The organism is Fretibacter rubidus, from assembly GCF_041429785.1.
GTDB classification, from domain to species: domain Bacteria; phylum Pseudomonadota; class Alphaproteobacteria; order Caulobacterales; family Maricaulaceae; genus Fretibacter; species Fretibacter rubidus.
This window is the reverse complement of sequence record NZ_CP163423.1, coordinates 3,007,784-3,024,611: the sequence shown is the minus strand read 5'-3', so window position 1 is coordinate 3,024,611 and position 16,828 is coordinate 3,007,784. Positions and strand designations below refer to the sequence as shown.

Sequence of the window (16,828 nt, the reverse complement as noted above, 5' to 3'; positions counted from 1 at the left end):
CTGCACGGCTTTACATTTTGCCTGGTAGGGCGGTTTTACCTAGAAGCGGGCTTTGAAGCCGACATTCACGGCATGCGCTTCCGTTTCGTCATTTGACACAAGTTGCGGCGCGACAAAGGGAATAAAGCCTTTGTTGTAAACATATTCCGCGCCGATATCGAGAAAGTCGTTAATCGGATATTCGACTGACAAAGCGTGCTGCTGGTTTTTCTCAAATGTCGCGCCTGTAATCGGATTGCCAAAATCATCAGAGATATTGCCCCAAGACCCAACGGCGGCGATTGCCATGCGTCGTCCATTGACCATGGGCTTTATACGGGCTTGCGCGACAATAACTTCCAAATTTTGATCAAAATTGATATTATCAAAGCTAGTCGTCGACCCTGTTGGATCAATCAGATATTGCGGAAAGGGTGTGCCGTCCGGGGTTTGCGGAATGGCTGCGCCCCATGGTTCTAATGTGGTGGTATATTCCACCATTAAATCAAAAATGGGGCTATTATATTCCGCAAAGGCGTTGACCGCGCTATTGCGGCCACTAATCAGATTTGTAGGTGGTGTCGTAGTTGAACGCTCTCCAAAAGTATGGGCCGTAAAATTATCGCGGTAGATGGTGTCATGCAAATAACCCCCACCCACTGTAAACGCGCCGCCGTTCCCGATAAGAAATTCTTTCTCGGCACTGACCGCGTAATTGGCGATATTATTGTCTTCATCGGCAAAGGCCACGCGAAGCTGACGCCCGCCCGATAGGGCCGAACCCACAAGCTTAAAGCCGTTTTTATAATAGCCGACTTCCAGAACAGGTTGGTCAGACACAGACCAGAAATAATGCGCGCCCTCATTATGTGTGAAGGCGTTATAGCTATCGAAATTACCGAAATCGATCGTCTTGCGACCAAAGGCGGCGTAGAACGGGCTTTTCTGCAAGTTACCAAAAACGACATAGGCCTTGCGGAGTTGGAACTCGTCTTGGAAACGGCCATATTCCGTCTCGGAATATTCAGGCTGTAGATAGACGCTTGTCCAATCACCAAAGGTTGAGGTGAAAGATAGCGCTGCATTGTTTATCGCGAATACGCCCGACTCAAGATCTGTATTTGGGCTAAAAAACGGAAAACGTGACAGCAGCGGGAATTGGCCTGGCTGATCTGTTTTTTGATACATAAAGCCGCCTTGGACACCGCCGCCTAAATAAAGGCTGTTGGGTTCCAAAATACCATTGGCGCGGCTCGCGAGGATTGTTAGCGCTTTGCCTGTCGTGTTTTCTTGCCAGTCGAGCATACGGTCTGAATAGCGCGCATTGGTTTTCACTGTCGCCCCGCCGAAGCTGTAATTGCGGGCTAAATCAGCCTTAAAGGCCTCTGCGGCTTGGGGATTATAGCCGTAACCGCCGTAACTTTGTGTCGCATTGAACTGAGCATATTGTTGCCCCAGCGATTGTTGTCCAAATGTTTGCGGAGACGCGATAGCATAATCCTGTACGACATAACCCAATGTATTTCGCTGTTGGGGGGCGTAGCCGACTTGCGAAAATCCGCGAAGGCCAGAGGCTGATTGCTGCGCCGTAACAAAAGTAGGGGCAGCCCGTAGCCGTTGATTAAGGCGCTTTTGTTGCCATGTTGGCGCGCAAGGGTCACACGCATTTTGCACGGCGTAAGCCCCGCCGTGTCCACCAAGGTGGTGGCCAGAAAACATACCGCGCAAGCCGCCATTATTATGGCTGGCTGATACAGGTATCGCCACAATGGCGGCGCCCGCTGTGGCCAAAAGAGCCAGTTTCATTGTTTTTGTCATTTTAATATCCCCACTAAAACTTAGTTTACTGCCCGCTTATGCCGTGCGTTTCACGTCAACATCGACGCCGTGCTCTCGCACTTTGCGGTAAAGTGTTGAGCGCCCAATCCCCAACCGGCGGGCCACTTCGGACATATGTCCTGAATAATTATCAATCGCGAATTCAATCAGGTCGCGTTCAATTTCGACGAGCGTGCGCAAGTGACCATCACGGTCGAGCACGTGAACGGGTTCATCCTCGCTCAGTGCGGCCGCTTTGACTTGGTCTGACAAACCCATGGTTTTGTCTTTCTCTGACGCAGTACTCATAACGGGTGTCAGCCCGCTAATTTGCGGAAAATCATGCGGTTGTAATGTGGTGCCGTCTGATAAAATCATGGCGCGGAAAATCGCATTCTCCAGTTGGCGCACATTACCGGGCCAATCAAAAGCGGATAACATATCCAGCGTTTCTTTGGCCGCACCCTGCACAGACAAGCGTTCTTGCGCGTTAAAGCGTTTGATAAAATGGGTTAGCAGCGCCGGAATATCCGCGCGGCGTTCACGCAAAGACGGCACTTGGATTGGAAAGACGTTCAGACGGTAATATAGATCTTCGCGAAAGCGCCCTTCGCGCACGGCGTCATTGAGGTCACGGTTTGTTGCCGAAATAATCCGCACATCCACAGATACAGGACGCTTTGATCCAATCGGATCGACTTCGCCTTCTTGTAGCACGCGCAGTAATTTGACCTGCATATCCAGGGGCAATTCCCCGACTTCGTCTAGAAATAATGTGCCGCCATGGGCTTCTTGGAACTTACCTAAATGCTTGGAATTGGCACCTGTAAAGCTGCCTTTTTCATGGCCAAACAAAATACTCTCAACCAGATTTTCTGGGATTGCGCCGCAGTTTACCGTAATAAACGGGGCACCAGAACGCTCTGACGCGCCTTGGATGGCGCGTGCAATGACTTCTTTACCAACGCCCGACTCGCCTGTGATCAGGATAGGGATATTGGCTTTTGCGCCGCGCTCACCCATGGCGATAACACTGCGCATGGTCGTTGCATTACCAATAAGGTCGGTAAATTGCAGCGCGCCGTCACTGGTTTTCTTTAACCGCGTCACTTCGACGGCCAGATTGTTAATCTCTAGCGCATTGCGGATTGATACGATAATACGCTCAGGGCTTGCAGGTTTGACAACAAAGTCACGCGCGCCTGATTGCATGGCGCTGACCACGGCATCGATAGAGCCTTTACCTGTCAGCACAATAACGGGCAGGTCAGGACGCTTAACTTGTAATTCTGCCAGAACCTCCATGCCGTCGCGTCCTGGCATAACAAGGTCAAGTAGCATAACGTCGATATTGGCCGCATCCGCACCAAGCACCATGTTTAGCGCTTGGTCACCATCACCGGCTTGATAGGTTGAAAATCCACTTTTTTCTACGACCGCCTGTAAAAGCCGTCTTTGTGTCGGATCGTCATCAACGATTAAAACCGTTTTCGCCATATCATCACCTATACCCATAATCTCGCGCCCCTTTTGGGGTCATCTGCGTTGCAATATGGGACATGTGGGTGAAATTACCGTCAAGAGACGTGGTTAGCGGGCGGTTAATCGCTCAAGCAAGCAGAGCCGCCTAATCGTACTTGTCAGACTGTGATGATAAGCCGCAAAAAATAAACGATAGAGGCCGATAAGGCTTGAGTGGCGGCGTGCCGCGTGATAATCGCGAGTAAATCAAACAATAGGATGACATCATGGCCACTGGACCTTCTGATTTCAAACCCGGAACAATGCCCGTTGAATCGCAAACAAGCACTTTTGGCGGCTTTCTGAACTTGACCGTTTATGGCGGATCGATGATTGCGGTTATCCTGCTTTATCCGATACTCGTGTTTTGTACGGCTTTGTCATGGTTTCCGTCGCTTGTCATCACGGGTGTGTTTGGTATCATCTTGGGCGTCGCGCTTAAGTTAAAAGGCGGTTGGTTTGCTTCAGTGATTGGGCTCTGTGTCTTTCTTGCGATTATGAGTGTTATTATCGCCGCCATTGCGACATAGCCTAAAACGGCTGCCCCTGCATAATAATGACCGAGGACAACCTCGGCAGGCACGATAATCGTTGCCATTTGCGCATTCTTAAAAATTTTACCGCTGAGGCGGATTAACAGCTATACTGTAGCTGAGCTTTGAACGCACGGGCTGTGTTGGCGCGCGCTATTAATAGGGGGTGTGATGTGAAGATCACGGTTTTAAATGATATTAAGGGGCTAGAGGCCCGTGTTTCGGCCTCGCCCGAAACGGTTAAAGGCTATGTTGATGCCGGCCATGCGGTAACTGTCGTCAAAGGCGCAGGCGCAGCGGCCAATTTTGCTGATGCCCTTTACAAAGACGCAGGCGCCACCATTGCCACAACGAATACCATAGCGGTTAAAAACGCTGACTTAGTGATGTCAATTAATGGCGGCAGTGAAAAGCTAGTTGGCGCTATGAAAAAAGGCGCTGGGATTACGGGTGTTTTATCCCCAACCGATAACCCTAAATATGCCGCCGCATGCGCCAAAGCGGGCGTCACGGCCTATGCGCTAGATTATATTCCGCGTATTTCGCGCGCGCAAAGCATGGATGTTTTGTCGTCTCAATCTAATTTGGCAGGTTACCGCGCCGTGGTCGAGGCGGGCAGTATCTATGGCCGCGCTTTTCCTATGATGATGACCGCCGCGGGCACAATTGCCCCCGCCAAGACCTTTATTATGGGCGTTGGTGTTGCGGGTCTGCAAGCTATCGCGACCGCACGGCGTCTCGGCGCTGTGACCACGGCGACTGATGTGCGTCCCGCCACAAAGGAACAAGTCGGCTCATTAGGTGCGAAATTCATCGCAGTAGAAAATGAAGAGTTTAAAGAGGCCGAAACCGCCGGCGGTTACGCCAAGCAAATGAGCGCAGAATACCAAGCCCTGCAAGCGGAACTCACCGCCAAGCATATTGCAAAGCAAGACATTGTCATTACCACAGCGCTTATCCCCGGACGCGCGGCCCCCGTGCTAGTGACCAAAGCGATGGTCGATAGCATGAAGCCAGGCTCTGTTCTGGTCGATTTGGCGGTGGAACGCGGCGGCAATGTCGAGGGCGCAAAGGCTGGCGAAATTGTCACTACGAAAAACGGCGTCCATATTGTGGGTCATTTAAATTGGCCGTCCCGTATGGCGGGCGATAGCTCCAGCCTTTTTGCGCGTAATTTGAAAAACCTTCTGCCGCTGATGACGGGCGAAGACGGCTCTTACGCGCCTGATTGGGACGACGAAATTATCCAGGGCTGCGCGCTAACAAAAGACGGCGCGGTTGTCCATGAACGCTTAAAGGGGGACGCATAATGTCAGTCGTTTTAACATCCAGTATTATCATGGCAGGGGGCGCGGTCGTTAGCCCGCTCATCTTCCAGCTGGCGATTTTCGTACTCGCCATTTTTGTGGGCTATTATGTGGTGTGGTCGGTTACCCCTGCGCTGCATACGCCGCTTATGGCGGTCACCAATGCCATTTCATCTGTGATTATTGTTGGCGCGCTTGTTGCTGTTGTCGCGGGCACAGATGGCGGCTCGCAAATCTCAACTTACGGGGGCGCGCTTGCTGTCGGGCTTTGTGCGATTAATATATTTGGCGGCTTCCTCGTCACCCAACGTATGTTGGCTATGTATAAGAAAAAAGAAAAACCTGCCCCAAAAGTAGATGCAAAAGCGGAGGCGAAATAGATGCCAGCCTTATCAGCTAATTTCGCGGCGGTTCTTTATACAGTTTCCGCAGTTCTTTTCATCCTTGCCCTTCGCGGGCTGTCCTCGCCTGAAACATCGCGGCGCGGTAATGTGTTTGGTATGGTGGGTATCGCCATTGCGATTATCACCACCATCCTAGTAACGGGTATGGGCGGTCAGGCCTTGATCCTCACCGCTGTGGCGCTAGCTATTGGCGGCGGCATTGGGGCTTTGATTGCCAAGAAAATCCCAATGACGGATATGCCGCAACTTATCGCGGGATTTCACTCACTGGTTGGTATGGCGGCAGTCCTTGTGGCTGCGGCGGCGTTTTTCAGCCCAGAGAGCTTTGGTATTGGCCAAGCGGGCAGCATGAAAGCCGGTAGCCTTCTTGAGCTCTCCTTGGGTGCCGCCATCGGTGCGATTACTTTCTCTGGTTCTGTTATCGCCTTTTTGAAACTTAATGGGAATATGGGCGGCGCGCCGATCACCTTTAAATTTCAGCATCTTCTAAATCTGCTTATCGGTATCGCAATTGCTGTGCTTATTGGCATGTTAATGAAAGCGGGCGGCGCAGACCCCGTGATTTTCTGGGCGATTTTGGGGCTGGCCTTTTTGCTTGGTTTCTTGCTTATCATTCCTATTGGCGGCGCGGATATGCCCGTCGTGATCTCAATGCTAAACAGTTATTCTGGCTGGGCGGCAGCGGCGCTAGGCTTTACGCTCGGTAATTTGGCGCTGATTATCACAGGGGCATTGGTTGGTTCTTCAGGTGCTATTCTGTCCTACATCATGTGTCACGCTATGAACCGCAGCTTTATCTCTGTTATCCTTGGCGGCTTTGGCGCAGAGGCTGTGGAGACAGGCGCGGGCGATAAACCGCAACGCCCCCACAAAGCGGGCTCTGCTGTGGATGCAGCCTTCATTATGAAAAACGCGTCCAAGGTTATCATCGTGCCAGGTTACGGCCTAGCTGTCGCACAGGCGCAACATGCCATCCGCGAAATGGCTGACGCGTTAAAAGAAGAAGGCGTTGATGTCACCTATGCCATCCACCCTGTCGCGGGCCGTATGCCAGGTCACATGAATGTATTGCTGGCTGAAGCCAATGTGCCTTACGACGAAGTGTTTGAGCTTGAAGATATTAATTCAGAATTTTCAAACGCCGATGTGGCCTTTGTGATTGGCGCGAATGATGTAACGAACCCAGCCGCGAAAACAGACCCGCAGAGCCCTATCTTTGGTATGCCCATTTTGGATGTTGATAAGGCGGGTACAGTGCTCGTCGTGAAACGCTCTATGTCCACAGGTTATGCGGGTATCGATAATGATTTGTTCTATGAAGACAAAACCATGATGCTTCTGGCCGATGCCAAGAAAATGGTCGAAGAGATTGTCAAAGCATTATAGCGCCGTGACGGCTTTGGTTTTATTTGAACCGAAGCGCGTTCTCTGCGTATAAGTCATAAGGCCGCTCATCTTGGGCGGCCTCAATGTTTATAAAGGTCTATCATGAGCGCACCTACCATTGGCTTTATCTGCGGGTCTCTCCGCGACGGCTCTATTAATCAAATGCTTAAAAATACGCTCAAAAAACGCGTGAAAGCCGCTGGTGGTAAAGTCACCGAGGTTAGCCTTGCGACCTATAATCTCCCCTTGTTTCATGGTGATTTGGATATGCCAGCAAACGTCAAAAAACTCGCCAATAAGATGAAAAAATGCGACGGCATTATTGTTGTCACACCTGAATATAATGGATGCCTGCCACCGCTTCTTAAAAACGCCATTGATTGGACCAGCACAACTGGCACGGATCAATTCACGCAACCCGTTTACGGCATTGCGTCTTGCTCACCCGGCCCGATGAGCGGTATTATGTGTCTTCGCCAACTCCATTATATCCTAAACCGTGTGGGGGCGCATGTTGTGCCGACCCATGTCGGTGTCGGCAAAGCGTCCCAAGCCTTTGACGCCAAAGGCGGGCTGATAATTGAGCCATCCTCTAGCCTTGCTGATAAAATGATTGGGGAGTTAATGACCCAGATTGCGCAAAAGGGATAGGGATAGTGCGCGCCAAGCCCGAAGTTCTGGCGAAAAACTTGCCGCGCCCACGCCTAAACCGCGCCCAAATTTCTGATATTTATCGCCACCTCCAAAGTCTTGATCCCGCCCCGCGCACAGAGCTGAATTACTCAAACCCCTATACGCTGGTAGTTGCTGTGGCGCTCTCTGCGCAAAGCACAGACGTCGGCGTGAACAAAGCGACGAAAGCGCTATTTGCCAAAGCCGACACACCGCAAAAAATGCTAGCGCTGGGCGAAGATGTTGTTCGCGACCACATAAAAACCATCGGCCTTTACCGCAATAAAGCGGCCAATGTGATAAAGCTTAGCCAGATGCTGGTTGATGATTTTGGCGGTATTGTGCCGGGTAATCGTGATGATCTTATCAAGCTTCCTGGTGTTGGACGAAAGACGGCCAATGTGGTGCTGAACGAAGCCTTCGGTCAACCGACCATGGCCGTGGACACCCATATTTTCCGCGTCGCGAACCGTACAGGCATGGCCCCTGGCAAGGACGTGGTGCAGGTCGAGCATAATCTACTGCGCGTCACACCAGACGAGTTCGCACTTCACGCTCACCACTGGCTTATCCTGCACGGACGCTACACCTGCGTCGCCCGCACACCCAAATGCTTTAACTGCGCCATTAGCGAGATTTGCAAATATAGCAAAAAGACGAAGGCGGTTGATTAACCGCGACTATTCCAAATAGGATTAAGCGTTTTGATAATGCTATCCTCAAGCGCAGCAGCAAGGTTTAAGTCAAATACACCGATTCTAATCGGGCGAATATCACTATAGCCATACATATCTATTTCGCGGCCTTCTTCTAAGGCGGATGCAATGTTGGCATTAATGCGGATATTTGTGCTTTGCGTTGGACCTGGACTTTCATAAAAATATAGACGTTTTTTCAACGCTTGAACGGTTTTACCGACATAAAGCACGTCGCCATTTTCGACAAAAGCGTAAAGGGCAGGTGATGCGTTCTGCAGGTCATGCAACGTAAGAGTGGGGCGGCCATCACTGTCCTGCCAATATCCAATTGGTATAAAGCCGATGTCGGTAAGATGTGCGAGGTCTTTGGACGATTTGCTAGGTTTCAAAACCTCAACGACATCTTTACTCACTACAGGCATTGATAGCGTCGACAGTGTTTGACCCTTCATTGCAGCTTTGTCTCTGACTGTGGCAAACATGACATATTTGGTTCCGCCGCACGAAGAACAAATGTCCTTTACGCGGTCAAAGAAAGGAGTTTGTATCAATTTCCGTGATATTATATTGGACTCCTGCCGCGCTGATAGCGTGAGCTTTTCAGCAATACAGTCATCACAAAGGGGTTTCGCTCCCTCTTTTAAATGCAAGGCTTTTACCCGTTCAATCGCTTTCATAGTTTAGCCTTCCGCGTTACCGCACAATGTCCCCATTTTTATAAACGACTTTACCGCCGAGGATTGTCATGGTGATTTTGGTGTCCATGATGGCGTCGTCTGGCACAGTCAGAAGGTCTTGGGATAGCACGGCAATATCGGCCAACTTGCCCGGCGTGATAGAGCCTTTACTGTCCTCTTCAAAAGCGGCATAGGCATTGCCCATTGTATAGCTATAAAGCGCGCGCTCGCGTGAATAGGCTTCTTGCGGTTGGAAATAGGATCCATCGGGGAGCTTTCGTGTGACGGAACACGCAAAGCTGCCAATGGGGTCAATTTCGTCAACGGGTGGGTCGGTACCATTTGTTGGAACGGCCCCAGCTTCAGCAAGTGTGTTGAAGATATAGCCGCGTTCATAAGTGCGTTTTTCGCCCAAACGGTCTTTCACCCACGGCCCATCGGAACACGCAAAAATGCCCTGAAAGGCTGGAATAACGTCAAGCTCAATCGTGCGCGGAATATCGTCAGGGTGAATAACTTGGGCATGTTCAATGCGCCAGCGCAGATCTGTCTTATCGGGATTGCGGGCAAATTCTGCTTCGTAAATATCCAATAGCTCACGGTAAGCGCGGTCGCCAATGCCTTGAATAGCGAGCTGATAATCATGGTCTATGGCCAGTTTTGCGGACGCCTTAATTTCCGATACAGGCACAACGTTCAGCCCTGATGAGCGCGGCATATCGGTGTAAGGTTCGAGCAACCATCCCCCATGCGTGCCGAGCGCGCCGTCCAAAACCTTCTCGCCGATGGCGCGGACGGTCAGGAAATTATCCCCATAACCAATCATGCGGTACTCATCCAGCCGCCCTTCCATATCGGCGGCCTCTTCTTCAAAGGCCATATAAAGCCGCACGGGCAATGTCCCGTCATCGGCCATTTCCTTGAGGATATCAACCTCATCAAAGCGCGTGCCGAGGTCTTGGAAAGAGGTGATACCGTAGCGCAAGCTCTCTTCGCCCGCCAAAATCGCTTTGCGTTTTAATTCAGCCTTAGAGACGGCTTTGGGGCGTTTGGCTTGATGGCCGGCATAGGCCTTGCGGAAGATATCTTGGGCGGCTTCGCGCATCATGCCCGCTGCACGGCCGTCGCTCTTTCGCACAATCTCACCACCCTCCGCGGGCACAGTGTCATTGTTCAGCCCGACAATATCCATGGCGTGTTGGTTGACAAAGACACCGTGACCGCTCGTGTGAATTAACATGACGGGATGGTCTGGCGTGACGGCGCTTAAGCTATCATGCAGGGGTAAACCTTCGATGGTGATATTGTCTTTGACGGTCCATTTATCTTGGTGCCATCCACGCCCTGTAATCCATTCCCCCTTAGGTGTCTCGACCGCCGCTTTTTCGACCATAGCGACAATCTCCGCAAAGCTCTCAGCGTAGCGGAAGTCCAAAACCATCAGCGCGTCGCCAAAGCTGGTGTAATGGCCATGCCCCTCAATAAAGCCAGGAATAGCTGTCTGTCCTGCAATATCAATGACTTCGGTTTGCGGACCAATCAGGGCGCGGATATCAGCGTCTGTTCCGACCTTAAAAATTTTATCGGCTTTTATCGCCACCGCCTCTGCACGGGGAGCGCTCTCGTCAACAGTAACGATAGATCCACCGACCAGCACCATATCCGCTGTGACATCAGGCGTGTCGACGTTAGGCTGACCGCCTTGGCACGCTGTTATCAGCAGCACCGATAGAATGAATGACAATAACCGCATATGATCCCCCTAATTCAGGCGTATCATAGGGGGAACGGCGCACCGTCACAAGCGGCTCGCCTATTTGGACTATCCTAGCTTTTTTAACAAAGCCGCTCCCAGCTTTAGCGCGCCTTTATTGTCGCCCGCCTCGCCCTCTGCGTGGGAGAGGTACAAATAGGGCTCAATCATTTCAAGCTCGATAAGTTTTAGCTGTCCATCCAGACCGCGTATCAAATCAACCCGCGCATAAAGCGGTGTGAAGTCTAGCGCGTCAAGCACGGCGCGCGCGGCGGCGCGTTCGTCCTTGGTGGGTGTGTAGCTTTCTTCTGTCCCGCCATAAAGCGACTGAATACGGTAATCGCCGTCTTTGGGGCGTTTGATTAGGCCGTGTGAAAACTGTCCGCCGAAGTATAAAAAGCTATATTCACCTTCGGATTTTACGCTGGGCAAAAACGCTTGTATCATCGCGCCTTGAGGTGGTAGCTCACTGCGCGCGGGCATGGGCTCGCCTTGTTTTAAAAGCACTTGCCGCCACGCGCCGCCGCCGACTTGGGGCTTTATCACAACAGTATCCGTGCGCAATTCCGCAAACGCTTTGGTTATGCCTGATGGGGTGACGCCGTCCACAGTGATGGTTTCAATCACCGGCGCCCCAGCGTGTTCCAATTCGTCGAGATAAGACTTATTGGCATTCCATTTCAGTTTTGAAAAAGGATTAAAGATTTTTGTCTTCTGTTCGGCTTTGGCCATTTCAGAAAGAAACGCCTGTTCATTACCTTCAAAGTAATCCCAAACCAGCAGAGGCAACATGGCGTCAAATTCGTCTGCGCGTGCCGACGCCTCCCGCCACCGTATAAGCTCAGCGGTCATGCCCAAAGTTGCAAAGGCTGGCACAATCTTGCCCATTTGCTCGTCACGTTCAAAACTATCGTCGCGTTGGTTGGACGCATCAGGCATCATATTATCAGAGGCGAGTATAGCTATTTTTTTCATGGCAGGTTCCTAATTTTGGACAGTATCGTGTCCTTGCCCTGCGCTTTGTAATAGGGTAACTCGCCCGCTTCAATAAGGATTTATGACTGCGGTGATAAAGTTAAGGGTGGCTGGCGATGCACAAGATTGATGTTTTAGGGTTGGGCAATGCCATTATGGATGTCATTGCCCCTGTCGCGGATGATTTTTTGGATGATCACGGTATTACCAAAGGCGCGATGACATTAATTGATGAGGCCCGCGCGCTAAAACTTCACGCAGGCTTCGAAGACCGTTCCAAGCAAGTCATGGAGCTTGCGGGCGGCTCTGGTGCCAATACAATTTACGGCATTGCGAAATTAGGGCTTAGCACGGCCTATGTCGGCAAGGTGGGTGATGATGATGTTGGACAAAGATTTACGAAAGACATGCGTGACGCGGGCGTAGATTTTAACACGCGTCCTTTGGTTAATGGCCCCGCGACAGCCCGCTCCCTAATCGCGGTTACGCCTGACGGCGAACGGTCTATGAATACTTATCTTGGGGCGTCCACAGCCTTTGCCAAGCGCGACGTGGTCAAAGCCCAGGTCGAGGCTGCCAAAGTGCTTTACCTCGAGGGTTATCTTTTTGATGAAAGCCCCGCGAAAGCCGCCTATGTGAAAGCGTCTGAAATTGCACAAGCTGCGGGCAATGTTGTTGCGCTAACGCTATCAGATGCGTTTTGCGTGGAACGTCACCGTGACAGTTTCCGTCATTTGGTCGAACATCACGTCGATATATTATTTGCCAATGAAGCCGAAATCCTATCGCTTTATCAAGTCGACAGCGTCGATACGGCGCTGGATGAACTCGCGAAGATTGGTAAAATTGCTTGCGTAACACGCTCGGCTAAGGGCTCTGTTATCCAAGATGAAAAGCGCCGTTATTTTGTGCCTGCCATTTGGGCGGATAAGCTTGTCGACACAACAGGCGCTGGCGATCAATATGCGGCGGGTGTCCTCGCGGGTTATATTATGGGCATGGATTGGGCCGATGCGGGTTATCTTGGTTCGCTCTGCGCGGGCGAAGTGATTTCCCATTACGGGCCAAGGCCTGCGGTTTCTGTGCACGATTTGGCGCTATCGGGCGAGATGCGCCCACGGGGATAGGGTTACACAAGCACTGCACGGACACGAAAAACGCCTGTCCGTACAGGCCCTGACTTGATTATCGCGCTTAACTGGTCTTTCCTTCAGGTGGTATAATACCCGAAAGGATGTTGTCATGACTGACAGTAAGTTTGAGAAAAAATCAGAACGGCTGGAAATTCGGCTTAGCCATAGCAAGAAGCAAGCCTTTAATCAGGCCTGCGAAACCCAAGGTGATACGCCTTCGGGGGCCGTGCGGCGCTTTATTGACGGATATATACGCCGCGCAGATCAAGACGCCTTCAAGGACGGGCTGCGGGCTTTGGGCCGGATTGGGAGGCGAAAATGGGCACCGATAGGCGCGATAGCGTCGCTTCTGTTGATTGGCGGGTATTTTACAGGGCAGGCGTTGCGGCCAACCCCAGTCGACGGCCCGATTGTCACGGCCAGCACGGATGAATTTCCAGCCATTAATTATGCGCTATTTGCTGCTTATGATAAAAATGCCAATGGTGTAATAGACCTTGGTGAAATCGCCAAAAATGACGCACATCTTCACCGCGTTTTAAATTTGGACGGCAAAGCGGGGATTGCCCCTTCTGAATTTTACGCCAAGGCTAAAATGCAATGGAGCTTTGTCAAACCCGGCACTGTTAGCACCACTGAAGATGAAACTGGCAATCCCACGGCGACCGTAAAACAAGACGGGGACGCGACCCTCGTCGAATTTGATTTATCTGACCCTGATAATGTGTCGATAATCACCCGCAAACCAAGGAAGACACTAACAGGCGAGACGGATACATCAGGCACGCGATTTTTTGGATTGATGCGTTATCGCACAACGGTCAAAACTGAAACGGCGGAATTATCACAACGCAATGTGCATTGGGAACGGGGTAAAACGCGGCCTGTTCTAAGCTTTTCAAGCCATAATTTTCGCGAACGCCATCACAGCGGCTCTTAATCACTCTCTCCAATTTGTAATGAAGATTACGCTTTTGTTCAGGCGGGATTAAACTGGCATTTGTTATGAACACATCTATGTTAAGGCCAATAGAGGTGCCGTTATGAAAAAGCTTTTTATTATTTGCGCAAGCGCTTTGGCGCTGTCGGGCGGTTTCGCGGCGGCCCAAGTCGGCGGCACGGCCCAACCGAACATGGCCCAAAATAATGCGCCTATGGCTGCGTTTACGAATCCCCAAACTGTCCCAAATGATTTGGCAAGGGTTGATGCGGCGTTAAATAACACGTTGTCCTTCCAAGGGCGTTTTGCGCAATACGGCGCAGATGGTAGCTTTGCCCAAGGCACAATATATTTGTCGCGTCCTGGTAAACTGCGTTTTGAATATGATAGCCCCAGCCCGCTTTTAATCGTTTCTGATGGGGTGACCTTAACACAACAAGATCGGGCGTTAGAGACAACCGACCGCGTGCCGCTATCGGCGACGCCGCTTAATTTCTTTCTGCGTGAAAATGTTAATTTAGCGCAGGATACCGAAGTCGTCGCTCTGCAAAAAACGCCGACGGAATGGCGTGTTGCGGCGCGTGACGGTTCTGGCGAAATGGACGGCACAATCACGATGATTTTTGATGCGAGCACGCTGGCGCTTAAAGAATGGGTCATCACGGATGGCTTTGGTGGCAATACGCGGCTGTTGTTATCGGATCTGGTTTATAATCAACGGCTGAACCCGCGCCTGTTTATCCTGCGCGATGATAGCCGCCGTGATCGACGCCGATAAAGCTGGCTTGGGGGTTTTAAATCCTACGGAACGCGGCTAAGCCCTGCTTATGGATATCAAACTCGCTTCGTGGAATATTAATTCCGTTCGTCTTCGCATTGACCAAGTCATCCGTTTTCTGGATGAGGAAAAACCCGACGTTTTAGGCTTGCAGGAAATTAAATGCGAGACTGATAAATTTCCCTATGAACCGTTCCGGGAGGCGGGTTATAATTATATCGAAGTCGCGGGTATGAAGGGCTATCACGGTGCGGCAACGGTATCAAAATTACCGATGGAACGGCTGCCCACATCCTTTTGCCCGCTGGATCACGCGCGTCATGTATCTACCCGTGTTGTTGCGGGGGACATGTCGAAAGGCGGCATGGATTTTGAATTTCATAATTTCTATATACCGGCGGGCGGTGACGAGGCTGACCGAACAGTGAATGATAAATTTGGCCATAAGCTTGATTTTATCGATAATATGAAAGGCTACTTCACAGAGCGCTTTGCCAAAGGTGACGACCAGCAAGTCTTAGTTGGGGATTTTAATATTGCCCCACATGAAAATGATGTTTGGAATCACAAACAACTGTTGAAAGTTGTGTCCCATACCCCGCTCGAAGTCGAGTTGTTAAAAACGTTGCAAGACACCCATGATTTCACTGATACGGCGCGACTGCACCGTACAGATGATGAGAAGATATATAGTTGGTGGAGCTACCGTGCCAAAGATGTCTTTGCGTCCAACCGCGGACGGCGTCTGGATCATATTTGGGTCAGTCCTGCGCTACACGACGCGGCGGTTGCGGCGGGACGTGACGGGTTCAAAGTGCATCTGGATTGTCGTGTCTGGGAAAAGCCGTCTGACCACGCACCCATCACCCAAGTGTTAAAGTTATAGAACGCTCGCGACCGATAATGCGAATAAGGCCTGCGCGCCAAAATAAAGCGGCGTAATCACAAACGGATGCCACGCCGCGCGCGTTTTAAATCTGTCACGGGCCACCACAAAGTCTGATGCTGCAAACATGATCGCCGCTAGGTAAATAATCCAAATATCTTTTGCAAATGCAAAGCCTGCCGCTGTGCCAAGCATCAGCGCAATGATGATAGTATAGCCGATAACCGCAAGGCGCATATCGCGCGGCACATCTTTCCATAAGAATAGGATAAACAGAGCCGCAAAGGTTCCGCCAAGACCTAATCCCGATAATAGCCCCGACATACGCAACTCTTGTCCTGCAAAGGCCGCCACATAGAGGGCATGTCCAAGGGCAAAGCCGCCCATACCGAGCAGGAATAATTTAGGTTTGTCGCGCAGCAGTAATGCCACATCGCCCAAGGCGCAAAATATCAGGGCGACAAGAATGAGTACCCCGTAATTGCTGCTGAGGGCACCCGATAGGATGGCGATCAGAACAAAGGTTAAAGCACATAGTGGTTTTAAGATATATTGGGCGCGCGTGGTCTGTCGCCACTCAACAAATGTCAGGGCCGCAACCAAGGCTCCGTATAAAGCGAGTACGTATGTCATCTTTAACCCAAGGCTAGGCGGTAACCCCCAGGCTCGGTTAGCAGCAGTGTCGCTGTACCCTTTTGCGGCTCAATTTTTTGGCGAAGGCGGTAGACATGGGTCTCCAGCGTATGCGTTGTCACACCGCTATTATAGCCCCAAACCTCATGCAGCAATTCATCACGGCCTACGGGTTTGCCGCCCGCACGGTACAGATATTTCAAAATATTGGTTTCTTTTTCCGTCAGGCGAATATCGCGCGGCTGCTTGCCAGCCTCGTCCTTGGGCGGTGTGAGTTTTTTAAAGGCTGGTGCAAATTCATAAGGCCCAATTTGGAAAATCGCGTCTTCTGACTGCTCGAATGACCGAAGATGCGCCCGCAGTCGCGCGAGCAACACCGCAAAACGAAACGGCTTTGTGACGTAATCATTGGCGCCAGAATTAAGGCCTAAAATCTCGTTCATATCCCCATCATTGCCTGTCAGCATCACAATCGGGGCGGCGACGTCCGCCGCGCGCATCAATTGACAGGCTTCCGTGCCGAGCATATCAGGCAAATCAACATCAAGAATGATAAGATCAAAAGGTGTGGCCTTGGCGGCCTCTATGCCCGCAGTAGCGGTGGCGACATCGGTCGTCTCAAACTCTTCATAAAGCGCAAATTGTGCGACCAACTCTTCGCGTAGCGTATCGTCATCATCGACCAACAGCAGTCTTTTCTTTACGGCCATGCGGGCCTCCTCTTGAAATCAAAGG

At 51.1% G+C, this 16,828-nt stretch carries 17 protein-coding genes; 10 read left to right on the top strand and 7 right to left on the bottom strand.

The annotated features are described in order from the left end of the window. Positions 1-39: 39 nt before the first annotated feature. Complete coding sequence (locus AB6B37_RS14030) at positions 40-1,797, bottom strand: hypothetical protein (RefSeq protein WP_371396458.1); 1,758 nt, start codon at positions 1,795-1,797, stop codon at positions 40-42. 36 nt (positions 1,798-1,833) lie between these two features. Continuing rightward, positions 1,834-3,294: a sigma-54-dependent transcriptional regulator gene (locus AB6B37_RS14025; RefSeq protein WP_371398465.1), complete on the bottom strand. Its 1,461-nt coding sequence runs from the start codon at positions 3,292-3,294 to the stop codon at positions 1,834-1,836. Positions 3,295-3,545: 251 nt separating this feature from the next. Here AB6B37_RS14025 and AB6B37_RS14020 point away from each other — a divergent pair, with 251 nt between their 5' ends. The 6 genes from AB6B37_RS14020 (at position 3,546) to nth (ending at position 8,294) form a co-directional block, all read left to right on the top strand. Beyond that, complete coding sequence (locus AB6B37_RS14020) at positions 3,546-3,848, top strand: hypothetical protein (RefSeq protein WP_371396457.1); 303 nt, start codon at positions 3,546-3,548, stop codon at positions 3,846-3,848. A 176-nt stretch (positions 3,849-4,024) separates the two neighbouring features. Further along, the gene (locus AB6B37_RS14015; protein ID WP_371396456.1) at positions 4,025-5,161 is read left to right on the top strand and encodes a Re/Si-specific NAD(P)(+) transhydrogenase subunit alpha; all 1,137 of its coding nucleotides are present in this window, start codon (positions 4,025-4,027) and stop codon (positions 5,159-5,161) included. Continuing rightward, a complete protein-coding gene (locus AB6B37_RS14010) occupies positions 5,161-5,538 on the top strand; it encodes an NAD(P) transhydrogenase subunit alpha (RefSeq protein WP_371396455.1) in 378 nt (125 codons plus the stop codon). The genes AB6B37_RS14015 and AB6B37_RS14010 overlap by 1 nt, the downstream gene beginning before the upstream one ends. Beyond that, positions 5,539-6,948, top strand: a complete 1,410-nt coding sequence (locus tag AB6B37_RS14005; protein ID WP_371396454.1) for an NAD(P)(+) transhydrogenase (Re/Si-specific) subunit beta — start codon at positions 5,539-5,541, stop codon at positions 6,946-6,948. A 102-nt stretch (positions 6,949-7,050) separates the two neighbouring features. Then, positions 7,051-7,599 carry an NADPH-dependent FMN reductase gene (locus AB6B37_RS14000; protein ID WP_371396453.1) on the top strand — a complete coding sequence of 183 codons (549 nt, stop codon included), beginning with the start codon at positions 7,051-7,053 and terminating at the stop codon, positions 7,597-7,599. Between the two features lie 2 nt (positions 7,600-7,601). Further along, the gene (nth, locus tag AB6B37_RS13995) at positions 7,602-8,294 is read left to right on the top strand and encodes an endonuclease III (protein ID WP_371398464.1); all 693 of its coding nucleotides are present in this window, start codon (positions 7,602-7,604) and stop codon (positions 8,292-8,294) included. Here the strand turns inward: nth and AB6B37_RS13990 are convergent. The 3 genes from AB6B37_RS13990 to AB6B37_RS13980 all read right to left on the bottom strand — a co-directional run bounded on the left by AB6B37_RS13990 (position 8,291) and on the right by AB6B37_RS13980 (position 11,723). Continuing rightward, complete coding sequence (locus AB6B37_RS13990) at positions 8,291-8,995, bottom strand: GIY-YIG nuclease family protein (protein WP_371396452.1); 705 nt, start codon at positions 8,993-8,995, stop codon at positions 8,291-8,293. The genes nth and AB6B37_RS13990 overlap by 4 nt on opposite strands. Before the next feature lie 16 nt (positions 8,996-9,011). Beyond that, positions 9,012-10,748, bottom strand: coding sequence for an amidohydrolase (locus AB6B37_RS13985; protein ID WP_371396450.1), 1,737 nt, complete (start codon positions 10,746-10,748; stop codon positions 9,012-9,014). Between the two features lie 69 nt (positions 10,749-10,817). Next, complete coding sequence (locus AB6B37_RS13980) at positions 10,818-11,723, bottom strand: RimK family alpha-L-glutamate ligase (protein WP_371396449.1); 906 nt, start codon at positions 11,721-11,723, stop codon at positions 10,818-10,820. Positions 11,724-11,839: 116 nt separating this feature from the next. Between AB6B37_RS13980 and AB6B37_RS13975 the strand changes: the two genes are divergently transcribed. The 4 genes from AB6B37_RS13975 to AB6B37_RS13960 all read left to right on the top strand — a co-directional run bounded on the left by AB6B37_RS13975 (position 11,840) and on the right by AB6B37_RS13960 (position 15,460). Next, positions 11,840-12,850: an adenosine kinase gene (locus AB6B37_RS13975; protein WP_371396448.1), complete on the top strand. Its 1,011-nt coding sequence runs from the start codon at positions 11,840-11,842 to the stop codon at positions 12,848-12,850. A gap of 115 nt (positions 12,851-12,965) precedes the next feature. Further along, complete coding sequence (locus tag AB6B37_RS13970; RefSeq protein WP_371396447.1) at positions 12,966-13,796, top strand: hypothetical protein; 831 nt, start codon at positions 12,966-12,968, stop codon at positions 13,794-13,796. 103 nt (positions 13,797-13,899) lie between these two features. Beyond that, positions 13,900-14,574, top strand: a complete 675-nt coding sequence (locus tag AB6B37_RS13965) for an outer membrane lipoprotein carrier protein LolA (protein ID WP_371396446.1) — start codon at positions 13,900-13,902, stop codon at positions 14,572-14,574. Positions 14,575-14,623: 49 nt separating this feature from the next. Beyond that, positions 14,624-15,460: an exodeoxyribonuclease III gene (locus AB6B37_RS13960; protein WP_371396445.1), complete on the top strand. Its 837-nt coding sequence runs from the start codon at positions 14,624-14,626 to the stop codon at positions 15,458-15,460. On the opposite strand, the gene AB6B37_RS13955 is transcribed toward AB6B37_RS13960, so the two are convergent. After that, positions 15,455-16,093: a lysoplasmalogenase family protein gene (locus AB6B37_RS13955; RefSeq protein ID WP_371396444.1), complete on the bottom strand. Its 639-nt coding sequence runs from the start codon at positions 16,091-16,093 to the stop codon at positions 15,455-15,457. The genes AB6B37_RS13960 and AB6B37_RS13955 overlap by 6 nt on opposite strands. Positions 16,094-16,095: 2 nt before the next feature. Further along, positions 16,096-16,803, bottom strand: a complete 708-nt coding sequence (locus tag AB6B37_RS13950) for a response regulator transcription factor (protein WP_371396443.1) — start codon at positions 16,801-16,803, stop codon at positions 16,096-16,098. Between the last annotated feature and the right edge of the window lie 25 nt (positions 16,804-16,828).